The sequence below is a fragment of the Singulisphaera sp. GP187 genome, assembly GCF_900129635.1.
GTDB lineage: Bacteria > Planctomycetota > Planctomycetia > Isosphaerales > Isosphaeraceae > Singulisphaera.
Window position 1 is genome coordinate 882,291 of the sequence record NZ_FSRB01000003.1, and the last position, 26,044, is coordinate 908,334.

The 26,044-nt window shown below is 63.6% G+C and carries 17 protein-coding genes; 6 read left to right on the forward strand and 11 right to left on the reverse strand.

Annotated elements, in window-relative coordinates:
• Positions 1-165 precede the first annotated feature (165 nt).
• Positions 166-2,652 (forward strand): bifunctional YncE family protein/alkaline phosphatase family protein, encoded by a 2,487-nt coding sequence (locus tag BUS42_RS39575; protein WP_074317056.1) that lies wholly within the window; start codon positions 166-168, stop codon positions 2,650-2,652.
• Positions 2,653-2,975: 323 nt separating this feature from the next.
• On the opposite strand, the gene BUS42_RS39580 is transcribed toward BUS42_RS39575, so the two are convergent.
• The 4 genes from BUS42_RS39580 to BUS42_RS39595 all read right to left on the reverse strand — a co-directional run bounded on the left by BUS42_RS39580 (position 2,976) and on the right by BUS42_RS39595 (position 10,225).
• Positions 2,976-3,971: a malate dehydrogenase gene (locus BUS42_RS39580; protein ID WP_074317058.1), complete on the reverse strand. Its 996-nt coding sequence runs from the start codon at positions 3,969-3,971 to the stop codon at positions 2,976-2,978.
• A 167-nt stretch (positions 3,972-4,138) separates the two neighbouring features.
• Entirely contained in the window at positions 4,139-5,572 is a 1,434-nt protein-coding gene (locus tag BUS42_RS39585) for a spinster family MFS transporter (RefSeq protein WP_074317060.1), read from the reverse strand.
• A gap of 211 nt (positions 5,573-5,783) precedes the next feature.
• The gene (locus BUS42_RS39590) at positions 5,784-6,455 is read right to left on the reverse strand and encodes a hypothetical protein (RefSeq protein ID WP_254054099.1); all 672 of its coding nucleotides are present in this window, start codon (positions 6,453-6,455) and stop codon (positions 5,784-5,786) included.
• Positions 6,456-6,511: 56 nt separating this feature from the next.
• The gene (locus BUS42_RS39595) at positions 6,512-10,225 is read right to left on the reverse strand and encodes a PVC-type heme-binding CxxCH protein (protein ID WP_074317062.1); all 3,714 of its coding nucleotides are present in this window, start codon (positions 10,223-10,225) and stop codon (positions 6,512-6,514) included.
• A gap of 591 nt (positions 10,226-10,816) precedes the next feature.
• Here BUS42_RS39595 and BUS42_RS39600 point away from each other — a divergent pair.
• Together BUS42_RS39600 and BUS42_RS44020 are read left to right on the forward strand one after the other, a co-directional pair.
• Positions 10,817-13,633 carry a PAS domain S-box protein gene (locus BUS42_RS39600; protein WP_074317065.1) on the forward strand — a complete coding sequence of 939 codons (2,817 nt, stop codon included), beginning with the start codon at positions 10,817-10,819 and terminating at the stop codon, positions 13,631-13,633.
• A 415-nt stretch (positions 13,634-14,048) separates the two neighbouring features.
• Entirely contained in the window at positions 14,049-14,186 is a 138-nt protein-coding gene (locus BUS42_RS44020) for a hypothetical protein (protein ID WP_159452353.1), read from the forward strand.
• A 149-nt stretch (positions 14,187-14,335) separates the two neighbouring features.
• Here the strand turns inward: BUS42_RS44020 and BUS42_RS39610 are convergent, their stop codons facing one another.
• The 5 genes from BUS42_RS39610 to BUS42_RS39630 all read right to left on the reverse strand — a co-directional run bounded on the left by BUS42_RS39610 (position 14,336) and on the right by BUS42_RS39630 (position 21,072).
• Entirely contained in the window at positions 14,336-17,002 is a 2,667-nt protein-coding gene (locus BUS42_RS39610) for a non-ribosomal peptide synthetase (protein ID WP_074317067.1), read from the reverse strand.
• A 411-nt stretch (positions 17,003-17,413) separates the two neighbouring features.
• Positions 17,414-18,766, reverse strand: a complete 1,353-nt coding sequence (locus BUS42_RS39615) for a heavy metal sensor histidine kinase (RefSeq protein ID WP_254054100.1) — start codon at positions 18,764-18,766, stop codon at positions 17,414-17,416.
• Positions 18,744-19,418 (reverse strand): heavy metal response regulator transcription factor, encoded by a 675-nt coding sequence (locus BUS42_RS39620; protein ID WP_074317071.1) that lies wholly within the window; start codon positions 19,416-19,418, stop codon positions 18,744-18,746. Before BUS42_RS39620 ends, BUS42_RS39615 begins: the two co-directional genes overlap by 23 nt.
• A 257-nt stretch (positions 19,419-19,675) precedes the next feature.
• Entirely contained in the window at positions 19,676-19,963 is a 288-nt protein-coding gene (locus tag BUS42_RS39625) for a hypothetical protein (RefSeq protein WP_074317073.1), read from the reverse strand.
• 92 nt (positions 19,964-20,055) lie between these two features.
• On the reverse strand, positions 20,056-21,072 hold the full coding sequence (locus tag BUS42_RS39630; RefSeq protein WP_074317075.1) for an alpha/beta hydrolase: 1,017 nt from the start codon (positions 21,070-21,072) through the stop codon (positions 20,056-20,058).
• A 1,271-nt stretch (positions 21,073-22,343) separates the two neighbouring features.
• Here BUS42_RS39630 and BUS42_RS39635 point away from each other — a divergent pair.
• The 3 genes from BUS42_RS39635 (at position 22,344) to BUS42_RS39645 (ending at position 24,401) form a co-directional block, all read left to right on the forward strand.
• Positions 22,344-23,435 carry a DUF1559 domain-containing protein gene (locus BUS42_RS39635; RefSeq protein WP_083671327.1) on the forward strand — a complete coding sequence of 364 codons (1,092 nt, stop codon included), beginning with the start codon at positions 22,344-22,346 and terminating at the stop codon, positions 23,433-23,435.
• A 268-nt stretch (positions 23,436-23,703) separates the two neighbouring features.
• Positions 23,704-24,183 carry a hypothetical protein gene (locus BUS42_RS39640; RefSeq protein ID WP_074317078.1) on the forward strand — a complete coding sequence of 160 codons (480 nt, stop codon included), beginning with the start codon at positions 23,704-23,706 and terminating at the stop codon, positions 24,181-24,183.
• Positions 24,132-24,401: a hypothetical protein gene (locus tag BUS42_RS39645; protein ID WP_074317080.1), complete on the forward strand. Its 270-nt coding sequence runs from the start codon at positions 24,132-24,134 to the stop codon at positions 24,399-24,401. The genes BUS42_RS39640 and BUS42_RS39645 overlap by 52 nt, the downstream gene beginning before the upstream one ends.
• Position 24,402: 1 nt before the next feature.
• On the opposite strand, the gene BUS42_RS39650 is transcribed toward BUS42_RS39645, so the two are convergent.
• Together BUS42_RS39650 and BUS42_RS46225 are read right to left on the reverse strand one after the other, a co-directional pair.
• Entirely contained in the window at positions 24,403-25,188 is a 786-nt protein-coding gene (locus tag BUS42_RS39650) for a glycosyltransferase (protein WP_074317082.1), read from the reverse strand.
• Between the two features lie 118 nt (positions 25,189-25,306).
• Positions 25,307-26,017: an acyl carrier protein gene (locus BUS42_RS46225; RefSeq protein ID WP_074317083.1), complete on the reverse strand. Its 711-nt coding sequence runs from the start codon at positions 26,015-26,017 to the stop codon at positions 25,307-25,309.
• Positions 26,018-26,044: the final 27 nt, after the last annotated feature.

The window sequence follows — 26,044 nt, forward strand, 5'->3', positions numbered from 1 at the left end:
ATTAATATTCAAAATCCAACCAAACTAACTGTATTTACGATTCCTGCTTGTCGCCAGGAAATCTTCTCGAAAAACTCACTGGCACCGGGCAGGACCGACGGTCACCATGGTTGCCGCCGAAGCGATGATCCGCTTCGTTCGGCTCGCCCTCAGGAGATTCGTTCCATGCGCCGACGTACCGCGGCCCGGTTCGCCACCCTGGCCCTCATCTTGGCGATCCCGCTCGCCCTCGTGGGTCAGGACAACCCCAAGTTGCCTGGCCCCACCGACAAAGGGTTTCTTCTTCCCAATGGGTGGACGATCTCGCCGGTTGGTCAACAGGTTCCCCTCACCGATCTGCCTCTGAACATCCTTCCTTTGGCAGACAATCGCCACGCGCTCGTCGCCACGAGCGGCTTCAACGCGCATCAACTGAGTCTGATTGACTTGAAGGAGGCCAAGGCCGTCGGGAGCGAGACGGCCCTCCAGAGCTGGTACGGCTTGGCGAAGGAGCCGGCCGGCGATCGCGTGTGGTGGTCCGGCGGAGGCGGCGACCGGCTTCATACGTTTCAACTCAAAGGACCAGAGCTCACCCGGGTCGACGAACCGGAAGCCAAACCGGACGCGCGGGCGAAGGGGCAACCGAAGTCGAACCGGAAATTCCGGAGCGGGCTCGCCATCGCTCCGGATGGAAAAACGCTCTATTCGCTCGACATCGAGGCCGGGACGATCACGGCGTTCACGCCCGGCGAAGCCACTCCGCGCGCGTCCGCGCCGGCCGGTATCCGCCCCTATGACGTGGCGCTGGTCCGCGACGGCTCACGGCTCTACGTTTCCGATTGGGCCGGAGCCGCGATTCTTGCCATCGACCCAACGGACCTCCGCCAACTCGCCAAAATTCCGGTCGGCATCCACCCGAACCAGATTGCGATCCATCCCAAGGATGACCGCCTGTTCGTGGCCTGTGCGTCGAGCAATAGTGTCTCCGTCCTCGACCTGAAGCGCGGGATCATCACCGAGACGATCGTGACCTCGCTCTTCCCTGGGGCCCCCGAGGGGAGCACCCCCGACGCCCTGGCCATCGCCCCCGACGGCGAAACCCTTTACGTCGCCAACGCCGACAACAATTGCGTGGCCGTGATCGACATCGAAGCGGCCGGGCGCAGTCAGGTCAAGGGGTACATCCCGACCGGTTGGTATCCCACGTCCGTCGCCGTCACTCCCGATGGCAAATCGCTGCTGGTCGGCATCGGCAAGGGGAACCAGACCAAGCCCAACCCCGTTCCGAAGCTTGAAACCAACCAAGAACCGAAGGAAACCCCTGGTAGGAGCCGCCGGCTCCCCTTCCCCTATATCGGCACGACCCTCTCAGGCGCCCTGGCGATCGTCCCGATCCCCGACGACAAGCAACTCGCCGGATACACCGAGACGGTCTACCGCAATTGCCCCTACGCCGACCGCTTGCTGACCAACGCCCCGTACCCGCGCAAGACGGCCATCCCGACCAAGGTCGGCGAACCCTCGCCGATCGAGCATGTGATCTACGTCATCAAGGAAAATCGCACCTACGACCAGGTCTTCGGCGATCTCCCACGCGGAAACGGCGACCCGTCGCTGGTCATGTTCGGCGCAGCCGTCACCCCCAACCACCACGCCCTGGCCGATGAGTTCGTCTTGCTCGACAACCTCTACTGCAACGGGCACGTTTCGGCCGACGGCCACCCCTGGTCGACGATGGCGTACAACACCGACTACACCGCGCGGAACTGGGCTCTGACCTATTCGGCCCGCGCCGGGATCAGTGATGATGAGGACGGCGACCTTCAAAAAGCCCCGTCCGGATACCTTTGGGACGCATGCTTGCGGAACAACTTGACCTACCGTAGCTACGGCGAGTACGGCCACCGCGTCAGCCAACCCGACGGCTCGACCAAGATCGAGGGACGAGTGCCGGGGCTGGTCGGACATATGTGCCCCGACTACGGCATTGGCGTCAACGTGCGCGACACCGATCGGGTCGAAACCTTCCTCAAGGAATTCGCCGAGTATGAGAAAAAGGGGAATCTCCCCCGATTCATCGTCATGAGCCTGGGCGAAGACCACACGACAGGCACCAAGCCCGGCACCTACACGCCGCAAGCGTGCGTCGCCAGCAACGACCAGGCGCTCGGACGACTGGTCGACGCGGTCTCGCACAGTAAGCTCTGGCCGAAAACCGCGATCTTCGTCATCGAGGACGATGCCCAGAACGGTCCTGACCATGTCGATGCCCACCGGACGGTCGGCCTGGTGATTAGCCCGTATACCAAGCGCCACCACAAGGACAGCTCTCAATACAGCACCGTCAGCATGATACGCACGATGGAGCTGATCCTCGGACTGCCCCCGCTCAGCCAGTTCGACGCCGCCGCACGGCCGATGTTCGAGTCGTTCAACGACACACCTGACATCACGTCGTATACGCGCAAGCCGGCTCAGATCGACCTCAACGCCGTGAATGACGCGGTCGCCTATGGCGCCGATCGTTCCCAGAAAATGGACTTCAGCGAATATGATCGAATCGATGATTTCGAGCTGAACGAGATCCTCTGGCGCGCGATCAAGGGAGAAAACGCACCGCTCCCCCCGGCCGTCCGCCGCGCCATTGCCTATCGGCCTTCGCCGGTACGATGACCGCTCGACACGGCGCTCACCGCGCGGCCGATTTCCAGGGGTGGCTCCCCCTGGAAATCGGCATACCCAAGACGGCCTCGGCCAATAGCCGGACCCACGCTACACTTCAAACATTATTCATGTTGTTTCGCATTTGTCGCATATCCCCATGGCTTGCCCCAATTCGTGAGCTAGAAACCAACAAACAACACAACACACATCGATATTCCCGAATCTTTTTCTCACACACCCACTGATTCTGCTGATGAGTCCATAAAAAAAAGAACCAGAGACTTGCGTCCCTGGTTCTTCAAATTCATCCGGTTGCGACGGCCTGATCGGGCTCAGGAAGCCGGTCCGAGCAGGTCTTTGACGGCTTCGCGCTCGGCTTGGAGCTCCTTGGCGGAGGCATCGAGGCGGGCGCGGGCGTCTTCATCAATCTTCAGGCCCGGAACGATCGACCATTCTCCGCCGTCGGAGGAGATCATCGGGAAGCTGTAGATCAGGCCGGCCGGGATGCCGTAGCTGCCGTCGGAGACGACCCCGGTGCTGAACCAGTCGTCCCCCTTCGAGGGAGTCGAGAGCGAGCGGACGCTGTCGAGTGCCGCGTTGGCCGCCGACGCCGCCGACGACGCTCCCCGCGCCTTGATGACCGCGGAGCCGCGCTTGGCGACACCCGGGATATACTCGTCGGTGAACCAGGTCGGGTCGGTGATGACCGAGGTCGCCGGCGCACCGCCGATCTTGGCGTTCTTGTAGTCGGGATACTGGGTGTCGCTATGGTTGCCCCAGATCGTCACGTTCGTGACGTCGGAGACGGGGACGCCCGCCTTCGTCGCGAGCTGGGCGGCGGCTCGGTTCTGATCGAGCCGGGTCATCGCGAACCAGCGATCGGCCGGGATCTTGGGGGCGTGCGACTTGGCGATCAAGCAGTTGGTGTTGCACGGGTTGGCGACGGTCAGGATCCGGACGTTCGGTCCGGCGGCGTCGTTGATCGCTTTGCCTTGCCCGGTGAAGATCGGCCCGTTGGCCCGGATCAGGTCCGCGCGGGTCATTCCTTCCTTGCGCGGCAGGCCACCAACCAGGACGACCCAGTCCGCTCCCTCGAACGCCGTGGTGGCCTGGTCGGTCGCCTGGACATCCGCCAGGAGCGGGAAGGCGCAGTCTTCGAGCTCCATCAAGGTGCCCTTGAGGCTGGGCAGGGCGGGGGTGATTTCCAGGAGCCGAAGCGAAACGGGCTGGCTCGGCCCGAAGAGACCGCCCGAGGCGATCCGGAAGATCAGAGCGTAGCCAATCTGGCCTCCGGCTCCCGTCACGGCGATACGAATGGGTGCGGTCATGGTCAAACAGTTCCTGAGAAAACAATTCGCCTCAAAAAAAGGGGGAACAACCCATTTCGGACGCTCCTCGTCACCCCGAGATCGGGCCGTTGGACTCGATGTTTCGGGGGCGATTGGCGAGGAGCACCCAATTTCGACGCCATCCTACCAAATCGGAGCGGACACGATTAGAGAGCCGTCGTTTCCGGCGCCGGGGAAGGGCGGGGCGCGGCCTTGAGCTTGGCCTGCATCAGGGCCATCTCGCGCGGCAGGTGGCGGGCTCCCGCGATCAGCACGATCCCGGAGAGCAAGAGCGCGGGCACCACCATCAAGAGGCCCGCGACGATATTCTCGGGTGGATGACCGGCCACCTGGGTGGGCACCGCTCCGATCGCTTTGAGGAGCTGGCCGTAGGAGCTGGCCATCGTTTCCGGATCGCCGAAGAGATCGGCCGCCTTGCCGATCAGCCAAGGGGACCAGATGTCACCGAGGAAGTGGATCGCGAACGTCGAGATCGCGAACGCGGCCGCCCGAAGGTTGGGCTGAACCACGTTGGCGACGATCGCATTGCACGGCCCCGTATTAACGAACATCAGCGCTTCGGCGGCGAAGATCATGGCATAGATCAGCGGCTCCGAGGTCAAGAAGAGGGCGAGAAGGACGAACGGGATCGAGGCGATCATGCTCAGGCCGGACACGAGGAAGAGGGCCTGGGGCCTCGTTTTCGCCAGGCGATCGGTGAGCCAGCCACCCAAGGTCATCCCGACGATGGCGGCCGAGAACGTGCAGACGCCAAGCATCGTCCCCGCGCGTTGCTGGTCGAAATGCCGGGTGTTAAACAGGTAGTTCGGCACCCAGACGAGCATTCCGCCGATGCCGAACGTATAAGCGGCCATGCCGAAGACGGAGTAGGTGTAGGACGAGTTGACCATCAGGTCGAAATAGTCCTCGCGCGTGGCCCCCGCTTTCTCATGGGCTTTGAGCCGATCGACCGGGATTCCCTCGCTCGCCCCGCGCACCGGCTCCGGGAGCAGGAACGCGAAGAGCGCCGCGACCAGGCCGGGCACACCGACCACGTAAAAGGCCATGTGCCAGCCGTAGTTCTTGGCGATGAGCGGCCCCAGGCCGATCCCCACGGCGCTGCCGAACGGCATCGCGAGATAGAACGCCGACAAGACACGGGACCGTTGATGGCGTGAGAAGACGTCGATCAAAATCGTGGGGGCAATCACCCCGTAAGTGGCTTCGCCGATCCCGAGAATGCTCCGGGCCAGGATCAGGTCCCCGTAGCTTCGGGCCAGCCCGCTGCCGACCGTCGCCAGGCTCCAGAGTCCCACGCCGAAGGCGAGGAGCCAGGTCCGTCGGTAGCGATCGCCCAGCCAACCCATCAGCGGACTGCAGACGGAATAACTGATGAGGAAGACGCTCATCAGGAGACCCCACTGCTCGTTGGTCACCTTCAGATCGTCGCGGATCTGGGGCTGGATCGAGACGAGGATATTGCGGTCGAGGTAGTCGAGGAGATTCATCGCGAACAGGATGATGAACGCCGTCATCGCCCCGCTGGACGCCCTCTTGGCCAATCCAACTTCCGATGCATCGTTGTTACTCGTGTCGATCATGACCTGGGTCCCTCGCGCATCGGTCTCAAAAAGAACGGGCCGATGCTACGCCAAGGCTCCGGGAGGCGTCCAGAGCGATTGCCCCCGGAGTGTCGGCGTAACGGCTCCGCTCCGATTTGCGTTCAGTCTTTGATCCGGACCAGGAGCCGGAACGTCTGAAGAAGGCGTTCGAAACTCGCCGCGCTGATCGATCGAGGGGAACGGACGCGAATCAGCTTGCCCTCATCCTCGTCCCAGAGTTGCAGGTCGATGCGAACCTCGGCCGGCGCAGAACGGGGCAAGGGAGGAGCCGAGACGGGAGCCGGAGCCGCAGCCACGGGGGGCGCAGCGGGGACGGGGGCAGGGGGCCGTCCGGATGAAGGACATGGTCGGCCCCCAGGGCGCCGGCGAAGCGAGCCGACTCGAGAAAAGCCTCGGCCGCCTGCTTCTTGGCCGTGGCGATGATCTGGTGGTTATGGTAGAGCACGTTGCCAAGGATTTCGGGGTCGGGAACCCGCTTCCCGCCCATCCGCTCGGCCAGTTCCGCATAGAGGGGCGGCTTGAGCAAGGCCTGGCGATGAAGCTGAGGGACCTCGGCCGGATCCACCGGGTGGAGGATGGTCCGGGCCAGTGGGGTCAGTCCATAGCCATCGCCGGTCAGGGTCAGCAAGCCGAACTGACGTGCCGCGCTGAGTCGCGCCGAGAACGTGTTCGTCTTGATGTTCTTGTAGCCGAGCGCCGAGGCGATCGCCGAAGCCGTCAGCCCATCGAGACCGAGGCCATCGATCGACTCGCAGAGCTTCAGGCTCTCGGCCAGGCTTACGCCGGGATAGCGCGTACTCCGCTCACGCTTGGAGCGGTTCGAGGACGCGGGCGGATTCTCATCGTCTGTATGATCGGACATATTCACCCACAAACGTCGGAACACCTTGAAACGCCGCGCCTTTGGTACCGATCGGCCTACGGAGCTGGGTTCTTGGCCGGCGTTTCCTTCAAGGTCTCAAGATACGCGATCAGGTCGGCAAAGTCTTGCTGGGAAAGTCCCTCGGCCAGACCGGTCGGCATCAGCGAGACATCGCTCCGCTTGCGATCGTCAATCTGATCACGGGGGATCCGGACCCGTTTGGCGTCGGCATCCTCGATCTCGAGCGCCTCGGGGGTATCACTCTTGATGATCCCGGTGAGCACGCGTCCGTCCCCGGTCGCCACCACGACCGGCTCGTAGCCCGAAGCGATCTGCGCGGAGGGGTAGAGGACGGACTGAATCAACTCGTGCCTCGGGTACTTGGCGCCGATACTCGAGAGTTCCGGGCCGACCGCCCCTCCCTCCTTGCCCACGGCATGACAGCGAATACAGGCCAAGCCTTTCAAGTCCTGAAAGAGCGAACGACCGCGCTCCGCCTTCCCTCGCCCCTCCATCGCGAACGCCCGAAACTGCTCAGGTTTATATCCGACCGCCGCCGGAACCTTCAGAAACGCATAGTCCGCCGGGGTCGCCAACGCGACGGCGAATTGCCAGGGACCGCCACGGTTGCCGCACTTGACCAGAATCCGATTCGTCCCCTCGAGCAAGAGGACGTTGACCCGGTTCCTGTCATGTCGAAAACCGTCTCGTCCCTGAAAGTCATAGACTTGCTTGCCGTTGAGCCAGACGGTCAGCGTGTCATCCGAGCCCACGGCCATCTCCGCGGACCACTTCGCATTGCTCTGAAACTCGGCGGCGCCGAACACCGCCAGGTCCTCAAGATTTGAGTAGAGCTTGTGGAGGTCGAGCCGCCCCTGCTGATCGGCCGGCTTGGCCTTTTTCCAGACGACCGGTTCGCCCTGAGCGCCCACGAACCGAGCCTGAAGGTCGACGGGTCGTTCCACCGACATGGGCGCAGGGGCATCGATTTTGAATGGGCCGACGAGGTGCCAGTCGGTCACCGGCTGAAGCGCGGTGTAGATTTTCCGCAGTTCAGGCAAGAGCGTTGGGGGAAGTTCATGCCGGGCGGAGAGTCGATCGAGCACCGGGGCCGCGTCGATGCTGATCCGCCCCAGGGCGTCGGCCGAGACCTTGCGGATTTCAAGGCTCTTGTCGGTCAGGCCGGCCAAATAGACTTGCAAGGCCAGCAGGTCGGGCATCGCGGCCAAGGCTTGCATCGCCTCGAACCGGGTCTCGTTTGCAGTTGCAGCGGCCATCAGCGCCGGGATCGCCTCGCGATCGGCCAGCCCCCCCAAGGCCGTAATCGCGGCCTTACGAACCTCAACCGCAGGATCGGTCAGTAACGCCCGCAACGGAACGTCGACCCCGGCCAGTTGACCGATCCGGCCGAGGGCTTCGGCCGCGGCCGCACGGACCTCGGGCGACGGATCCCGGAGCGCCCCGACAATGGTCACCACGGCGGCCTGAGCCTTGAATCGCCCCAAGGCCGCCAGCAGCCGAACCCGCCGCGAAGCGGGGCCGGTGTCCCCGGTCCCGAGCAGGTCGACGAGCGCCTTGACGGCCACGTCGGACCCGATTGTCTCGACGGCCTCCAACGCGGCGTCCCGAACCGGCTCGGGCGTGCCGGCAACGCGGAGCGTGGCAATCAGGCCGGGCAACGCCTCCTTGTCCTCCAAGGCACCGAGCGCCTTGGCCGCCGCCACGCGAATCGAGGTGTCGGAATCGCGATCGACCAGGAGTCGCACGGCGGGAAGTGCGTCGCGATCCCCCGTCTCGCGCACGGCGGCGACCGCGGCGAGTCGGACCGCGACCGCCGGGTCGCTCAGGAGGCTGCGAATCGTCTCGAGGACGAACGGAGTCCGCTCCCAGTCGAGCACCTTGGCCGGAGCCTTGCCGGCGGCCGGCCGGGTCCCCCACCAATGTCCGTCCCAGGGCCTGGTCTTCCGATAGGTCTGCGCGAGGTACAGGACGGCCTTGGCCCGCTCGTCGACGTCATTGCCGGCCGCGGTGGCGTACTCGGCGAGCGCCTGGGCGGCGTCGGCCTCGTAGACCAACTCCATCGCGGCCAGGAGACCGGCGCGGACCTTCGGGTTGTCCGAGCTCAGCCCATGCTTCGCCGCTTTCCAGTCGCCGATCCGTCGGAGCGCCTGGCGCGCACTCAGGGCGATAAAGTCGTCGGGGGCGGCCAGCAACGGGAGCAAAGGCCGAACGGCCTCGGCGTCGCCCAGCCGGCCGAGCGCGATCACGGCCTGGAGCCGGACCGCCGCATCGGCATCATTGAGGCCGCCGATCGCGAGCGCCACGGCGTTGGGTCGCGCCGGTTTGCCGGACTGGCCAAGCGCCCGCACCGCCTGAGCGCGGAGGTCGGCCTCGGACGCCTTGAGCACCTCGGCGAGCCCATTTTCGAGCGTGGCGGGGTCGGGCTTCAGCGCCGCGCCGGCCCAGATCAAATGCCGCCGTGCCAGCGTGGGGGTCGAACCGTCGCGCAGCGCCTTCAGCACGGGCTCGACAGCGTCAGGGCCCTTCGCGACCAGAGCCGCTTGGGCCCGCATCCGCTCGCTGAACGCAGGATGGTCGAGTTGCTTGATCTGGTCGCCGACCGTGTCCGCATCGAGGCCGCGCGAGCGACTCTCAACCGGCCCTTTGTAGGTGATCGCAAAGACGCGGCCCACCTTCTCGGTCTTGTTGGACCAGCCGCCCATTCCCCAGTCGGCGATGTAGAGCGTGCGACCGTCGTGAGAAAAGGCGAGATCGATCGGCCGAAAGTCGGAAATCCCATCGGCAACCGCGAAGTCGATCGCCTCGGCAACCTTAAACGTCGCCCCGTCGGGCACGAAGCGGAACGCATGAACCTTCCCTTTCCCCCACTCGGCCCAGAACCCGACGCCCCGATATTTCTCGGGCCAGGCGTCCTCTTTATAGAGCGCCCCGCCGCAGGGAGATCCGCCGCCGTACTCGGCCATCCTGGGGAAATGGCGGTCGGGACGGTCGTGGTAGTCGTACGGATACCCGTAACTGCCGCCGTCGACATGATGGGTCACGCGAGTCCACCAGCCGAGTCCGTCGTCCGTGTTGTCATAGGTAAAGAGATTGTCGCGATCGTCGAGGTTGGGCTCGAGGTGGTTGCGGGTCCCGGTCGAGACCACTTCGAGCCCGGTCCCATCCGGGCGGCACCGGCAGGTGCCCCCGCCGACGATCTGGATCGTGCGGCCGTCGGGCCCGGTCGCCTTGGGAATCCCTTTGTCGCCGACGGAAATATAAAGATATCCATCCATTCCGAACTGGATACCCGAGACGATGTGATCGTTGAGCCCGCGGTTATTGGTCGGCCCCAGATCCGTAAAAATGTCGTTGCGACTCTCGGCCTTGTCATCGCCATTCGCGTCTCGGATCACGCTCAGGAACGGCATGTGCGAGACGTAGAGCGCCCCGTCGTGCCAGGCCATGCCCTGGATGGCGCGAAAACCGTCGGCGAAGACGACCGGATCCTTGCCATCGCGAAAGATCAGGATCCGACCATGGTTGGCCTCGTAGGGCCCGACCTGGTCCATCGGGTCTTCGGCCACAAACAAGGCGCCATCGGGCGCGGTGCCGACCTGGCAGGGATAGAGGACCGCCGGTACGGTGGCGACGAGCCGGACTTCAAATCCGTCGGGGACCTTGAGCAGCGCCCCTGAAGCCGTGGCCCCCAATCCGAGCACCAATAAACTGAGAGCGGACAGAGTCCGCCTGAAACGAGCGAACGGCATAAGCAGGTTCCCATCTCGGGGAGGCAGGATGAAGGCAAGGCCGGGGCGAACGAGGCCGGCGCGGTCCGCTCTCTTGGGGATCGGGAGGGCGAGGCCCCATTCTAACTTGGCCCAAGCACCGGATTCAAAGGATATTCGCGGGAATCCCCCCCACCGTTCCGATCGGGGAAGTGCATCCAAACTGCTTGACAAGACCAAGGAGAATCTTATAAGATCTGAACATTGCCTGAAGACACTCGCTTGCGGGAGACCACGCGCAAAGACGGGCGTCCAGCCACAACGTCGCAAACCGCTCCCGACCGCTCAAGCGTGTGCCACACAGCCGGCGCACTTCGCCGTCAAGCCGGAAATCCCAGAGCCATGGGACGCGGAACCGCGCACAATCGTTTGACCCTCACACTCCTGAAGTGAAGTGGGGTCGTTGGAATGCTTGACAGTTCTCGAGCCGCTGGCCGATACTGACAGGGACGCGTCCCGCCGAAGCCCCCCTCATCTCCGGTCTGAAGCAACTCGGTCAGAGTGACAGGATGAGCCACGGGCCCCCTTCCGGCGACGCGAGCAGGGGCTGTTGTTGTGGAGAGACCATCAGCCATGAATGAACCCGCCATGTTGGCGGATCATATCGACGAACAAAGCGAAGCGATTCTCGCCATCTGGCGGGCCGCCGTCGAGCACGACGGCGAGGCCCCCGAGGTCGGACGATTGTCACGCGCCGAGTTCAACGATCATATTCCGGACCTGCTCGAGCGACTCGGGGATCGACTTCGGGGCCGCCCTTCGAATCTTACGACCGAAGGGAAGTTGCACGGCAACGATCGCTGGTCGCGTGGTTACAACATCGCCGAAGTGGTCGTTGAGTTCGGGCATTTGCGTACGACCTTGACTCGGGCCACCCTCGATTTCGCCCAGCAGCATCAGTGGAACCTCGCGAAGCTCAATGCCGCGTTCGAGTCGATCCACGCGGTCCTTGATGAGGCGACCGCCCTGTCGGTTCGCCAATTCCAGGAAGTAAGCCGGTCGGAAACCCAAAAGGCGTTGTGCGAAGTCAAGTCGCGACAGCAGGCGATCGAGGAGGCCTGGGTCGCCGCGAAGCGCGAGAAGGCGAAGCTCCGCACGATCCTCAATAGCCTCCCGCTGGCGGTCTGGGTGGTCGACGCCGACGGCACGGTCATCGGCGTCAATGAAGAGGCCGAGCAACTCCCGATCTTCGCGCAGAACGCGAATGTCCGGCGGACGAACGTGCATCAGCTCGGGTCGGAGAACCAGATCCTCCGCCCCGACGGCTCGCCGTTCCCCCACCAGGAACTGTCGATCCTCCGCGCGCTTCGTGGCGACTCGGCCTCGCAAGAAGAGCTGATCTGGGTGATTCAAGGAGAGTCACGCACCGTCTCGATCAAGTCGGCTCCGCTCACCGATCCCTGCGGCACGATCCTGGGCGCGGTCGCGGTCGTCCAGGACATCACCGGCCGCCGGCTGGCCGAAGAGCAACTCCGCCGCGAACGCGACTTCTCCCGCACGATCACCGAAACCCTGGCGGAAGGGTTCAGCATCTTCGACCTCAACGGGTCGATCACGTTCGTCAATCCGGCCGCGCTCCAGATGCTCGGCTGGACCAGCGACGAATTGCTCGGCAAGAACATCCACGAAACGATCCACGGTGAACACTTCGACGGCACCCCCTATCCGGCCGAAGACTGCCCGATCCTTGGCGTACTCCGCACCGGCCTGACCGCGCGGGGGGATGAGGTCTTCATCCGCAAGGACGGCTCGCGGTTCTTCGCGGCGTACACCGCCTCGCCGATCCTCAGCGGCGGGCGGATCGTGGGGGTCGCGCAGGCGTTCCGAGATATCACCGGGCGCAAGCAGCTCGAAGCCCGCCTCGCCGCCTCCGAGGCGCAGTTCCGCACGATCGCCGAGAAGTCGCCGGTCATGATCTGGCGGACCGACGTCACGGGCCGTTGCGACTACGTGAATGAGACCTGGCTCGACTTCCGGGGCCGAGGCGCCAAGCTCGACCTGAGCGAACACTGGGCGAGTGCCGTCCACCCTGACGACCTCGAACGGTTTCAGGAGAGTTACCGGGACGCCTTCGCCCGCCGCGAACCGTTCGAGGTGACTTACCGGCTGCGACGGAGCGACGGTCAGTTCCGCTGGATCAGCGACCGCGGCACCCCCTACGCCGACCCGCAAGGCACGTTCCTCGGCTACCTCGGTTCCTGCCTCGACATCACCGAACGAATCAACCTCGAAACCTCGCTGAAGCAACAACGTGAGTTGGCAGAGGAGGGCTCGCGGCACAAGACCCGCCTCGTCTCCGCGCTCTCGCACGATGCGCGCACGCCGCTCAACGCGGTCGTCCTGGCGGCCCAACTGCTCGAGATCCACTTCGACGGCGGCGCCGATGCCGAGGTCCAGACCTGCCTCCGGACCATTCGCCACTCGGTACGCAACGTCCTTGACCTCCTCGGCGACCTGCTCAACCTGAGCAAGATCGACGCCGGCGCCCTGCCGGCCGAGGTCTCGCGGTTCCCGATCGAACAGGTTCTCGCCGAGTGCGTGGCCAGCATCGAACCGCAAGCCCGGGTCAAAGGCCTCAAGGTCGAGCTCGAGCCCGGCTCGCTCGCCGGTCACAGTCTGGAAACCGACCGATCAAAGCTCAAACAGATCCTCAGCAACCTCCTCTCCAATGCCTTGCGCTACACCGAGCAGGGCCGAATCCGGATTTACGGCGTACTCACCGACGACCAGATCCGGATCGCGGTCGAAGACACCGGGATCGGGATCGAACTGAGCGATCAAGGGCGGATCTTCGACGAGTTCGCGGTCCTCGACAACCCCCAGCGGGCCGAGGGAGGCACCGGGCTCGGACTGGCGATTTGCCGACGCCTGGCGAGTCTCCTGAAGGGGGAGATCACGCTCAAGAGCACCGCCGGGGTCGGCAGCACGTTCACCCTCGTCCTGCCCAGTTCCGCCCTGACGTTGAACCAGCCCACCTCCGACTACGACAATAGCTTCGAGTCGCCCGCCTCCCCCTACGGCGCGATCCTGGTGGCCGAAGACCACGTCGACAGCCGGCAAACCCTCGCCCGCGTACTCCGCCGCATGGGCTATCGCGTCCTCGAGGCGAGCAACGGCCGTGACGTGCTCGCAGTCGCCAACCACGAGCGTTTACTCGCGGTCCTGATGGACGTGAACATGCCGCTCATGGACGGCATCGAGGCCACCCTGGCCCTCCGCGCAGACCCGCGCCATCAAGATCTGCCGATTTTCGCCCTCACCGGCGACGTCACGCTGGTCAACCAGCATCGAATCGGCGAGGCCGGAGTCAACGGCTACCTCGAAAAGCCGGTGACCTGGGAAGCCCTCAAACAAGCACTCGGCACGCTCGGCAATCGTGCCGAAGTCTGAGACCCGGGCCTACCGCTGGTCCATATGCGTGGTAATGCATTGGGTTCTTTCCATTTTAAAATTGGAGTTTTGCAAACCGCACAGGGACTGCGCAATATAAGGGGTGTGATGGACCATCTCAAGAGGACCACCCCGGTCAATGCCGGCGAGGGCTCGGACAAAACATCAACGTAGGATGACCGTCCGAAATGTCAATTTTAGGCCGAACCCCTTGTTTTGCGGCATTTCCCGAGGGAGCGGCACTCCGTCGTAGCCGCAACCACATTATGACATGATCCACTAACCCTGTATACCCCCAGGTAGCGCCGGGCATTTTGATCGCCAGAATGGCGATCTGGGCCTTTGTACGCTATGTAGCCGGCAAGACTGCAAAACTCCAATCCTAAGATTTATTTGCACATCCTCTGGAACATCCGTGGCGATCGATAACCGTCATGCCGTTCCATGTCTGAACAACGATCGTGAGCAGGTCGTCCGCATCGGCACCGTCTTGCAACATTTCGGCGACGCCTCGGCATCGCTGCGGGAGCGTGTTGATGAGTACGACGCGTGACCAGACGGCGATCTCGATCCAATCCGGGGCCTCGGGATCCATCCTGGTTACCTTGACCACGGGATCGAGGTCTCCCCGACCTCGTGCCCGGCAATATGCCAGTTCCGCGGCATCCAGCGCGGCATCCAAGGCCTCGTCTCTGGGATGACTCATCTGCGCGCCCCCTCCTGGCGAGGCGGACATGGAACGAGGAGGCCGGCCGCGCTGGCGGACTGGGCCGCATGCAAATGGCCGCGCAAGCCAGTGGCCAATGCCTGAATATTCGGCTTGCGCATGATCGTCACATGGTCACCCGGAACGCGATGCACCACGACCTCGTCAGCCAGAGTGCGGCACCCGTTGTAAGGGTCACTGAAGCTGAATCCCGGCTTGGCGACCGAGTACGACGCCCGAAACAGGATCGCTTGCCCGGGGAAACGTTGTTTCCATAATGATCCACGATAGGTTTCGACCATGTCTTCGAATGGCTGCGACGGCGTGTCGCGCTCGTGGGCTGCCGTGCCAAGCGCATTGTTGATCTCGCGGAGGGGAGCTTGCGCGATGGCCAAGATCCGGTCGCGCACCTCGGCAAGCCTCAGTTTCCTCAAGCGACCGAGCCGGGAGAGCCTCGTCGGGAAGCCGACGCCCCACATGTCAATCAATGCCAGGAGCCCGATCGGATGCCCTGCCGCGCGAAGTTGGCAGGCCATCTCGAAGGCCAGGTGCGCGCCATGAGAATAACCGCCCAGGTGATAGGGCCCCCGAGGGTGGCGATCGAGCAGGTCCTCGACGAACATCGCGGCCAGATCTTCGAGCCGACTACGCGCCATCACGGCGGGGCCCGAATCTTTGCTCTGGAAGGTCAACATCGGTTGATCCGGCCCGAGCAGCTCCGCCAAGCTGCGGAGAGAGAGGGCTCCCATGCCGTCGACCACGCCGGTCCATCCCGGCAGGCAGAAGAAAGGCGGCCTCGGGCCTTCGGGCTGAACTTCGACCAAGGACGAGCTGCGACGCGTCGGTTTGCTCAAATGGGATGACATCAGGCGGATCGTCGGTGCTCGAATCACCGTCGCCAGCGCGAGCCGTTGCCCGAATTCGCGTGCGACTGTGGCGGCAAGCCGCGACGCGAGCAATGAATGCCCGCCAAGGGCGAAAAAGTCGTCATCAATGCCGATCGGGCGAAACTCGAATATCGACTCCCAGACACTCGCCAATTTCCTTTCCAGGTCGGTGCGCGGCTCGACCTGAGGAACCGTCTCACGTCCGATCGGATTCCCGGGGGGCGGAAGGGCACTGCGATCGATTTTGCCATTCGGCGTGAGAGGAAATGCCTTCTGGATCACGAACGCCGAGGGGACCATTTGGCCTGGCAGCCGCTCGGCGAGGTACCGGCGGAAGTCACTTGCGGTCGTCGCAGGGGGGATGTTCGCCCTCTTGTCATGAACCGGGACGACGTAGGAGACCAATCGCAGCTTTCCGGATTCATCTTCATGAGCGAGGGTCAACGCCCGTCGCACGGCCGGATGTCGCGAAAGGATGGCATCGATCTCGCCGAGCTCGATGCGGAATCCGCGAATCTTGACCTGGTGATCGACCCGCCCCATCCACTCGATCCGCCCGCCGGGATGCTGGCGTGCGAGGTCGCCCGTCCTGAAAAGACGTGACGTCGGGCGATCGCCGAAGGGGTTGGGAACGAATTTCTCTTCGGTCAGCTTCGGTCGGTTGCAATAACCTCGAGCCAATCCCGCACCCCCGATATACAGCTCTCCTTCCCGCCCCGGCGGCGGTGACTTCATGTCGGCGTCGAGAATATAGAGCTGCGTATGATCGATTGGACGACCGAGGAACACCGGCCCGGGAGAACGCCCCACTCGTTCCACGGCCGACCAGATCGTGGTCTCTGTCGGGCCATAGAGATTCCAGACCGAGTCGCATACCGAAAGCAGGCTATCGGCGAGGTCGCGCGTCATGGCTTCGCCGCCGCAAAGGACCTTGAAGGAATCACGCCCTTCCCAACCGGCGTCCAGGACCATATCCCAGGTGGTGGGCGTGGCCTGCATAACCGTGGCCTCGGACGCGGAAAGGTATGCCGCCAACTTCACCCCGTCGGTGGCGATCTCACGGCTCACGATCACACTCCTCGCCCCGACGGTCAGGGGGAGAAGCAGCTCCAAGCCCGCGATGTCGAAAGAGAGCGTCGTGATGGCGAGAAATACATCGCGGTCTGAAAGGCCTGGCCGCCGGCGCATCGACGTCAGGAGGTTGACGAATGCGTGGTGGGGGATCGGGACGCCCTTGGGCCTGCCGGTCGAGCCCGACGTGTAAATGACATAAGCCAAATCGGAGGCTCGGGGCTTACGCTCGGCGGGAACCCATGGGCAGTCGGTGATGCGACCCCTATTGTCCACCAGGACCAGCTTCCCTGAAAACTCAGGGATCGCGTCGGCCAACTGCTTCTGGGACAGCAGGAAGCCGGCACCCGAGTCCTGGAGCATGAATCGGAGACGGTCCTTCGGATAGGCTTGGTCAAGCGGCACGTAGGCGCCGCCGGCCTTCAAGATGGCCAGCAAGCCGATCACCATCTCCAGGCCGCGATCAATGAAATGGCCGACCAATGTGTTCGGACCGACCCCATGCAATCGCAGGTAATTTGCCAGACGATCGGCTTGGTGATTCAGTTCCGCATAACTGAGCGATTTTCCCTCGAAAGTCAGCGCGATTGCTTGCGGCGTCAGGGCCGCTTGGGTTTCGACGAGGTGATGGACGCAAACGCCTCGAGTCTCCTTAGCGAACGATTCCTGCCGACGCCGATTCGCCCCCGACGCATCGCCAAACATGCCGGATCCTCCTTGATTTACGGTAGGAAATCTCCACGGGGTTCGTTCCGGGCGAGGACCTCGTCGTGAGGATCGTCAAGACGATGTCGACCGAGGTTGTCGATCGTCTCCGCCAAGAACCGCTCCGACCCGGCCGACATCGCGAACTCCGCCCCCGCCCGGAGGTCGGCTCGACGCCGGATCCCTGCACGAGTTCTCCTCCCTCCCAGGACGACACTGCGGATCGCGCAACGGCGTCGACACGATTCATTGCTGGCTCATCGCGGCCAGGGCACCGAACAGCCGGTCGCGGAGCCAGTCGGCAAAACGCCGATGACTTGTCTCGCCGTGACGCCATGAAGTGGTCGATGACCTTGGTGGAGGATAGTTCGGCGTGGATGACGCCCCCATGACGTCGCGATGACGATTTCGTCATCTCCGACGGTGGGAGAACGTCAGGGTGACGACCGTCCCGACCCCGGGCTCGCTCTCGGCCGTCGCGCAACCGCCGTGCAACTCGGCGATGCTCCGGACGATCGCCAGGCCGAGCCCGACTCCCTGGCCCGGCGTGCGGGCGGCGTCGACGCGGTAGAACCGGTCGAAGAGGTGGGGCAGGTGGGCCGGCGAAACACCCGACCCGCTGTCGGCCACCGCGACGACAAGGCTCGCCGACGTTTCGCGGGCGGAAACCTTGACTTGGCCACCGGGCGGGGTGTGTGCCAAAGCGTTGGTGATCAGATTCCCGAGGGCTCTCTGGAATAAGGCTCGCTCGAGATCGAATCGGATGCCGGCCGTCGCCTCGACGGTGAGTTGCACGCCTGCCTCGGTCGCCGCCGGTTCGTAGAACTCGCGGACCACCTTGAGCTCGCGGATGACATCGACATCCTCCCGGGCCAGCATGCCGCGCGGGTCGTCGGCTTTGGCGAGGAAGAGGAGCCGCTCGATGAGCCGGGAGAGGCGGCCGGCCGACTCCAAGCAGGTCGCGAGCGCCTCCCGATCATTCTCCCGCGAGCCGGTGCCCTGCAGGGCGACTTCGGAGACGTTGCGAAGTGCGTGGACCGGGGTCCGGAGTTCATGCGCAATATCGGCCGAGAATCGCTCCAGGCGGGCGAACGAGTCCTGCAACCGGCCGAGCATCGCGTTGAATGTCCTGGCCAGGTCGTCGAGCTCCGACGGGAGCCCCTCCATCGCGATGCGGTCATCCAGCCGCGAGGGGCCGATGCGCCGGGCGGTTGCCGTGATCACGACGAGCGGACGAAGTCCCCGACGGGCGATGAGGACCCCGACGGCGGCGCTCGCCACCAGGGACGGTACGAGGACGAACCACATGTTGCGTCGGTAGTGTCGCAGCACTTCCAGTTCCCGAGTCCGGTCGTAGCAGACCTGGTATGTCTGCCCGCCGACCCGGCGTGAGAGGGCGCGGAACCACCGGCCATTCGTCACGCGGTAATCGACCCCCGGCCAGCCCGTGACGAGGGTGGGCGGCAAGTGCGCCGACGCGTGCGGCGTCGAAAAGACGACCTTGCCTGCCTCGTCAAGAATGCGAACGTCCTCATAGGGCCAATCATTCATGTCGTGAGACGATTGGCCGCCCTGAGGCGGGTGTTTCTCCAGATATTCAATGGAGTAGCCGAGGTAACCGTCTCCCTCCGCATCGAGGCCGCCCGCGATCGATCGATACAGGGTGGTGGTCGCGATGAGGAGCAGCGTCGATGCCGACACGGCGTACCACAGCGCCATCCACGCCACCATCGACCAACGGCTACGAGCGGTCTTCGAGGACATATCCTGCCCCGCGGACGGTGTGGATGAGCTTGGAGGGGAACGGGTCGTCAACCTTGGCACGCAGTCGCCTGACGTGGACGTCGACCACGTTGGAATCACTGTCGAAGTTCATGTCCCAGACCTGCTCGGCGATGAGCGTCCGCGTCAGCACCTCGCCCACGCGGCGCGAGAGCAGGGCCAGCAGGGCAAACTCCTTGGGAGTCAGGGCGAGCTTCCGGCCGCAACGGACCGCCACGAAACGGACCGTGTCGACGTCCAGATCGGCAACCCGAAGCACGTCGTTCTGCCGGGGCGCCCCGCGACGCAATACGGTACGGATGCGTGCAAGGAGCTCGGAGAACGCGAACGGCTTGACGAGGTAATCGTCGGCGCCCATCTCCAAGCCCCGCACCCGGTCGGAGACCGCGTCCCTGGCGGTCAAGAACAGCACGGGCGCCTGGCGGCCGCTCTCGCGCAATGCGGAGAGGATCGACCAGCCGTCGACCCCGGGGAGCATGACGTCGAGGACGATGAGATCGTACGCGCCGGTCATCGCCAGGTGGAGCCCATCCTCGCCCCGGGCGGCCGTGTCGACCACGAATCCTCGTTCCACCAATCCCCGATGGAGGTAGGCGGATGTTTCCTCGTCATCCTCGACTAGAAGAACTCTCATGCACGCGCCTTCGTTCATTCACTCAGCATCAGCAAGCAGGGAGCTTTGGAACGCTTATAACACAACAACGATCGTGAGTTTGCACGCAACCGAACTCGTTTGACCAACCCAATAGCTCAGGCAGGAATCGCTGCTTTTCCGGCCTCCAATCTTCGCCATATTTGCCTGGTCATGGTGCGGATGCGCCAATCGAGGACGGTCGGAGGTGGTCCACCATACCATATTTGCTAGGGACGTCCGGCCACTCGCCGGCGCCTCTAGTCGGGTTCATCCTCGGCCGTGTCGAAGATCTCTATGAAGGACCTCCGGCGGCAGACGTACACTCCCGGCATATCGACCTCGCCCACCTGAAGCATCCAAAGCTGGGCAAGTCCTTTGCGGCACGGAATGAAACCGACCGGCAACGCCGTGCCAACGGCTCTTCCACGCTCGTCGTACACCCTCAAGCTGGGCTCCGCGTCGACCATGACCAGGCCATCGTCCGGCCCTCGGTCGCTGAAGAATGGGCCGTCGCGGAATGGGATGGTGGATTCGGCGTCGGTCATTTTTACCTCGCACTCGAGCCGGGACGTGCTCGGGATTCCGGCTCGTGTCACTTCGCCACACGAAGGTGCCGTGCAAATGGAGCGAACCAGACCTATCGGTCGACGCGGGGAAGACGCGAATTGAGTTTGCCATGGCCGGGGATATCGACAGGCTTCGCATCCCCGATCGAGAGCAAGAACCGTTTTCGAAAGAAGTCGACCATCTCGTGATTCACAGCCTTTGGGACGGCTTCTCCATCCCGGTAATCCCCACGATGGCGAATGATGCACTCAACGCCGAGGGGCTCAAGCACCTCGCGGAGCGCGACACCGAAGTTCCGATGGTGAATCCCTCGTCCCGGCTCGTCGTTGTCGGTCAGCGGGACCTTGCTGTCTTGGTAGTACAAGAAGACCGGTGGATCGTCGGGGGTGGCGTAATTGATCGCCGATGCCCGCTCGTAGAGCGGGTAGAGGTGAGGCGAACCGAGCGACTCGTTCGGCTTCAAGCCGAAGAAGGGTCGCAGGGCGGGATGCTCGTGGGCGCGGCCCCCAATTCTCTTTTTGATGAATCGGGGGTCGTAGGACGTCTGCGCCCTGACAACACCGATGCAGCTCAAGCGAGTCGACTTTCGGGCCACCGGATCGTCGGCATTCGGGTCAGCCAGATCGTCGTGAAAGCCCACCCAGAGTGCGATGCCGGCCCCGGCCGAGGAGCCGGAGGCCGCGAATCGGTTGGGATCGAGTCCCCAGCGATCGGACTCGGACCTGAGGAACTGGATAGCTCGGGCACCGTCGTGCATCGGTGCCGGGAATCGGGCCACGTCGGTGAGCCGGTAGTTGATCGAGGCGACTGAGATGCCGGAGCCCAGGCACTCCGCGAGCAGGGCCTCGGGAATTTCCTTCTTGTCGCCGCCTTGAAATCCACCCCCGTGGATGTAGACGACGAGCGGAGTCCGCGACCCCGACGCTGATTTCGCCTTCCATAAATCAAGCGTGTTGTAATCGTGGTGACCGTATCGGGCCTCCGCGACGTCAGGGCGCGGCCGCCCGTTTTGAGCCATTGCCTGTTGCCAGGATAGCGGGGCCATGATCACCACAACCCACCGCCCAATCAGATCGATCCGTCCCATCGGTTCATGTCCTTTATCGCTTTGATATTATGACCATTCAAGCCTGGCAAACAGTCAATTCAACTAAAATATTCCTGTTTTTATTTTATCGTTTACATATTTTACACACACAAGGAAATCAAAGCCCAGCGATTCGATGCCAGCCGAGGGCTGGGAGGCCAAGTATGGGGCCATCAATTGCTATCCAACACCTCCCGTCGGCCAGAAGTCTCGATTTGCACGCACCGGGGGTGATGCCGACGCATCGCCGTTTGTGGCGGGCCAGATTCGCTTCCGAATTTACGGGCCAAGGCTTGGAAGAATCGACAGCCCCGGTGATTCTGGCGAAGCGTGGATGACGTCCCCATGACGTCGCGATGACGATTTCGTCATCTCCGCTCAATGCAAGTACCTCAGGTTCACCCTGCTCTCGTCACTCACGCGCGTCGAGGGCCGAGCGTGAGACGTGATCGTCATCGGCGGTCGCCTTCCTCCGGGCGTCCGTCGCCTAAGATGTGCGAGCGACTCGGCGAGGGTGTTGACCTCATGATCTTCACACGACTTGGACGCCTCGGAGACCGTCGAGACCTGGCGGGTCAGGGGGGCGTCTTAATTTCAGCCTGCGGATCGCGGGGAAGGCGGCATCAGAGCGTAGGACTCCATCGGCGATCGTGCTACCGACCGGGGTGAATGCCGGCGGCAGAGCACACTGGAATTCAGCCGCAGGTCACCTGACTCCTTCGATGGTCCGGCATACGGGCGAACGCCAAGATCGGACCATCGACAGGGAGCGCGTATCCCGAGGGTGGTAGGGACGAGCCGAACCAGAAATTCGAACCCGCTTCCTCGGACGAGGCCCACTCGCGCGCCGTCGCTACTTGAAGACGGCGAGTCTGACGGCCCTGTCCCGACCGAACCTGGGCCCATCGAGCTGGACGATCGACCGCCTTCCATCCGCCGTGGAATGGGTCCAGGTGATCTGGTCCCTCGAGACGTGCCGTTCTTATCGTCCCTCGTGAGACGCGAAAGCGCAACGCTGATCGGCGCCGCACGCACGAACAGGATGGGGGTCTTGGCATACCATCGTCCGGAGCATCGCCGGACTGCATGTCGGCTACACGACGGCCGAGAGCGGGTGCGGCAACGGGTCGGGCGTCCCACTGACGTTCTCCCATTATCGGAGATGACGAAACCGTCATCGCGACGTCATGGGGGCGTCATCCGCGCAGCGATACGATCGCCTGGGTTGGCGACCGCTTTCAGGCACTGGTCCCTCTATGCGGAGATGCAAGATGGTTCACCATCCCCAACGCCCCGCCGGCCCGGCCGGGTTCACGCTAATCGAGCTCCTGGTCGTGATCTCGATCATCGGGGTCTTAATCGGCTTGCTCCTGCCGGCCGTCCAGGCGGCTCGCGAGACCGCCCGGCGTGCCCAATGCACGAATAATCTGAAGCAGCTCGCCCTGGCCGCTCACAACTACGAGTCCGCCAACGGCTGCTTCCCGATGGGCTATCCGGTGAAAGTGTCTTCGCACACCTTCGGCTGGATCAAGGCGGGTGACTACGATGAAGGGCACAGCATCTTCGTGGCGATGCTGTCGCAGATGGAGCAGCAGGCGTTGTACAACGCCGTGAACTTCTCCGTGAACATTACCCTGGCGGAGAACATGACGATCCAGCGGGCACAGATCAACGCCTTGTTGTGCCCAAGCGACGCCGCCGCCTGGCAGATCGACACGCCGACCATGTGGGCGAATTTCAACGGCTTCCGCGTGGCGCACGGCAGCTACAGCGGCTGCACGGGGACGTGGTGCCACTGGACTTGGAGCCCCTCGGCGAAGCCGTCGCTGGCGACGCTCGCGGCTCAGGACAACGGGATCTTCTTCGCCAACAGCCGGACGCGGATCGCCGACGTGACCGACGGCACGAGCAACACGATCCTCCTGGGGGAACGGAAGCTCTTCGAGCGTTATCGCACGGACAACAACTGGTGGTTCGCCGGGTGGCTCGGCGCCAGCCTGTTCGACACGATGACCGCGATGAATCCGCAGCGACTCACCGCGATCGCGTCCCTCCCCGCCCCGAATCCGAACGTCCCGCCGGGCATCCAGGACAATGCCCTGTGGAATTCCGCGTCGAGCAGTCATCCGGGCGGTGCCAACTTCGCGATGGCGGACGGTTCGGTGCGGTTCCTGAAGGAGACGATCCAGAGTTGGCCGGTCGATTCCTTCGGCAATCCGACCGGGATTAAAGACGGCGGCGGCACGATGCATCCGTTCGATGGAACCACCCTCTACACGCTGTTGCCAGGGACGAGGCTCGGCATCTATCAGTCCCTCTCAACGCGAAGCGGTGGCGAGGTCATCAGCTCCGACAGCTATTGAGCCCGCAAGGGCGTCCGTGGCGTCCGGACCGTTCCCTCGTCCGGAAGGGCGAGGTAACTCCGCGGAGCGAGCTATTGGTCCCGAGGAATCCTCCGTCCAGCCGCTTACCCGCTGAAAACAATCTGTACGTATTGTAGGCTTCATTCATGCCACATGCTCATCATCGAAAGAAAGCCCCGGAGGAGGTCCGAAGCCGGCTAATCATGGCGAGCATCGCCCTCGCCTCGGAGAGGGGGCCGAGGCCGTCACCGTCGAGGCAGTGGCCCGGATGGGAGGGATCAGCAGGGAGGGGGGCTTCCAGCACCACTTCCCGACCCGCAGGGCCCTCCTCGACGCCGTGTTCGACGAGATCTGGGGACGATTCCGGGCCCTGCTGGAGTCGAACATCGAGCGAGACGCCGAGCCCGAGGACCGCCTCACCCGGGCTTACCTGCATACGAACAACGCGTCGGACGCCGAAGAACTGCGAACCTTCTCGCGTGCGTCCCTTGCCTTGACGTTGAACGATTCCGATCTCCTTCGCCGCTGGGCGGAGCGGACAAGTGAGCTGCTGCCGAGCGACGAGGCCCCGACCCCGGAGGCCCAGGCGAGGCTGCTCATCTGCCGCCTCGCCGCCGACGGGCTTTGGCTCGCCGACCTGATGGGCGTCCACGCCCCGTCACCCGAACTCCGGGCCGAAATGAGGAGCCGGTCCGGGTGCGGCTCGAGCAGGCGAAGGCCAGGGAGGCGGAGGCCAAGGCGGCGCTGACCAAGAGCGAGAACCCGAAGGCTGGCGAAATCACCCAGGCCCAGTTGGAGTTCAACCTGTCGCAGCAGAACCTGGCGAGGATCGAGGCGCAGCGCAGCCGCGAACTCGTGGCGCGGAACGCCGGCTTGAGGGAGGATCTGGACCGGGCCAAGGCCAGCGTGAGCCGGTGGGGTAAGCACGGCCCACCGGGGAATCGGCTTGAGCGAGTGCGTCGGTAGCTCAGTGGCGGCCCATGCCCCTCGACACGACCAAGACGGCGATACTCAGGGCGAGTAGAATCGCGATCAGCAAGGGTCTCCAGGGTCGGAGCCGCAGGCTCTGGCGAAGGATCGTTTTCAGGATCCGCCAGCCGTCACGAAAGACCTTGAGCTTGCTGGCCGTGCCGACGATCCGGGGGTGGTAGGGGACAGGAAATTCCAGGGTGCGCATCTGGCGGGCCACGGCTTCGCTCGCCAGCTCGGTCTCGATCTCGAAGCCCGCGGACTGGAGCGAAACCGACTCGAGAAACCGGCGGCCGAAGACCCGGTAGCCCGAGAGCAGGTCGCCGGGGCCTCGGCCGATCAGGACGCGGAAGGCACCACGGATCAAGACGTTGCCCAGGCCGCGGAGCGGGGTCATCGCCCCCACCTCGGCGACCGGGATTCGTGCGCCGACGGTCATGTCGGCCGTGCCGTCGAGGATCGGCCCGAGCAAGCGACCAACCTCCTCGGCCGGATAGGTGCCGTCGCCGTCGACCATGATGACCGCGTCACGGTCGTGAAGGTGATGGAACATCGCCTGGACGGCGTGTCCCTTGCCTTGTTCGGCCACTTCGACAACACGCACTCCGAGGCCGCGTGCAATCGCCCCGGTGCCGTCGCTCGAGTTGTTGTCGAAAACGACGATCTCGGCGTCGGGCAGCGCGGACCGCCACTGGGCGATCACCGTGGCGATCGCCGCGGCCTCGTTGTAACAGGGGATGGCAACGGCAACTTGGGGCGAAAGGGCAGCGGTCGGCTCGTTCAAGATCGTCTTCCGGGGCGGCAGGGGAGGGAATGAATAAATCTTCTCAAATCTCTCAAATCACGAAAGCTTGACGGGCCGCGAGGAGGACGCGATTGCTTCGACTCCCTTCTCTCCCGCTTCAATCCAGACCAAGGTCGGCTACGAAGCTGGTGTCCTCGGTCAATTCATCGGGGTCAACGCCAGCCTGCTGACCGACAAGGATTCGAAGTGCTTCCCAGACTTCATGAGCATTCCACTGCCGGGCGGTTGCCATCATGTTTCCATAATTTAGTGCAACGACTTGAAAGACAAGCCCCCTCACCGAATGGCATCCGGCCGGAAAACTGACGGCGATCGAATCCATGTAACCCAAGATCAGTACGGTCGAAAGCAGGCTAAAGCTGACGAGTAAGGACCAAGGTGCCACCTCGGCCGGAAGGGCGGGAGTGAACGAAGCAACGGCGGTCACTAGCCCTAATAGGAAGGCTCCAAACTGGAACAAGCCGACCCAGTCCGGATAGACGAGCCCGGGCAAGTCCAGGTTGAGAGTGTTCCTCAGCTCATTCCAGGCCCGGCGCCGGCCGTTCGAGGCAATGAGATCCTCAATGTCAGTCGAGGGTCGGACTCGATCTCGCTCAATCCCAAGCGTTTCTCCCAACGCTCGGCGAATGCGATAGAAAACCGCGGCACTCTTACAAGTGGGGGACGGAGACTCTTGGCCTTCGAGTTTCGTCAACACGTATCGATATAGGCCGCCAACCGTCGTGATCTGCTCGGCATCCCGGTCGTTGATCTTGATGCCGAAGGTTTGCTCGGTTTCGATGACGAGTTCCACGGTATCGAGCCCCATCGACGCCCCCTTGATTTTTCGGTTCTG

Excerpts from the sequence above, each read along its gene's own strand:
- BUS42_RS39600 (WP_074317065.1), top strand. The coding sequence starts at position 10,817 with ATGAATGAACCCGCCATGTTGGCGGATCATATCGACGAACAAAGCGAA.
- BUS42_RS46225 (WP_074317083.1), bottom strand. The coding sequence starts at position 26,017 with ATGGGGCTCGATACCGTGGAACTCGTCATCGAAACCGAGCAAACCTTC.
- BUS42_RS39615 (WP_254054100.1), bottom strand. The coding sequence starts at position 18,766 with ATGTCCTCGAAGACCGCTCGTAGCCGTTGGTCGATGGTGGCGTGGATG.
- BUS42_RS39575 (WP_074317056.1), top strand. The coding sequence starts at position 166 with ATGCGCCGACGTACCGCGGCCCGGTTCGCCACCCTGGCCCTCATCTTG.
- BUS42_RS39630 (WP_074317075.1), bottom strand. The coding sequence starts at position 21,072 with ATGGGACGGATCGATCTGATTGGGCGGTGGGTTGTGGTGATCATGGCC.
- BUS42_RS39595 (WP_074317062.1), bottom strand. The coding sequence starts at position 10,225 with ATGCCGTTCGCTCGTTTCAGGCGGACTCTGTCCGCTCTCAGTTTATTG.
- BUS42_RS39640 (WP_074317078.1), top strand. The coding sequence starts at position 23,704 with ATGGGAGGGATCAGCAGGGAGGGGGGCTTCCAGCACCACTTCCCGACC.
- BUS42_RS39590 (WP_254054099.1), bottom strand. The coding sequence starts at position 6,455 with ATGTCCGATCATACAGACGATGAGAATCCGCCCGCGTCCTCGAACCGC.
- BUS42_RS39580 (WP_074317058.1), bottom strand. The coding sequence starts at position 3,971 with ATGACCGCACCCATTCGTATCGCCGTGACGGGAGCCGGAGGCCAGATT.
- BUS42_RS39585 (WP_074317060.1), bottom strand. The coding sequence starts at position 5,572 with ATGATCGACACGAGTAACAACGATGCATCGGAAGTTGGATTGGCCAAG.
- BUS42_RS39635 (WP_083671327.1), top strand. The coding sequence starts at position 22,344 with ATGGTTCACCATCCCCAACGCCCCGCCGGCCCGGCCGGGTTCACGCTA.
- BUS42_RS39610 (WP_074317067.1), bottom strand. The coding sequence starts at position 17,002 with ATGTTTGGCGATGCGTCGGGGGCGAATCGGCGTCGGCAGGAATCGTTC.
- BUS42_RS39625 (WP_074317073.1), bottom strand. The coding sequence starts at position 19,963 with ATGACCGACGCCGAATCCACCATCCCATTCCGCGACGGCCCATTCTTC.
- BUS42_RS39620 (WP_074317071.1), bottom strand. The coding sequence starts at position 19,418 with ATGAGAGTTCTTCTAGTCGAGGATGACGAGGAAACATCCGCCTACCTC.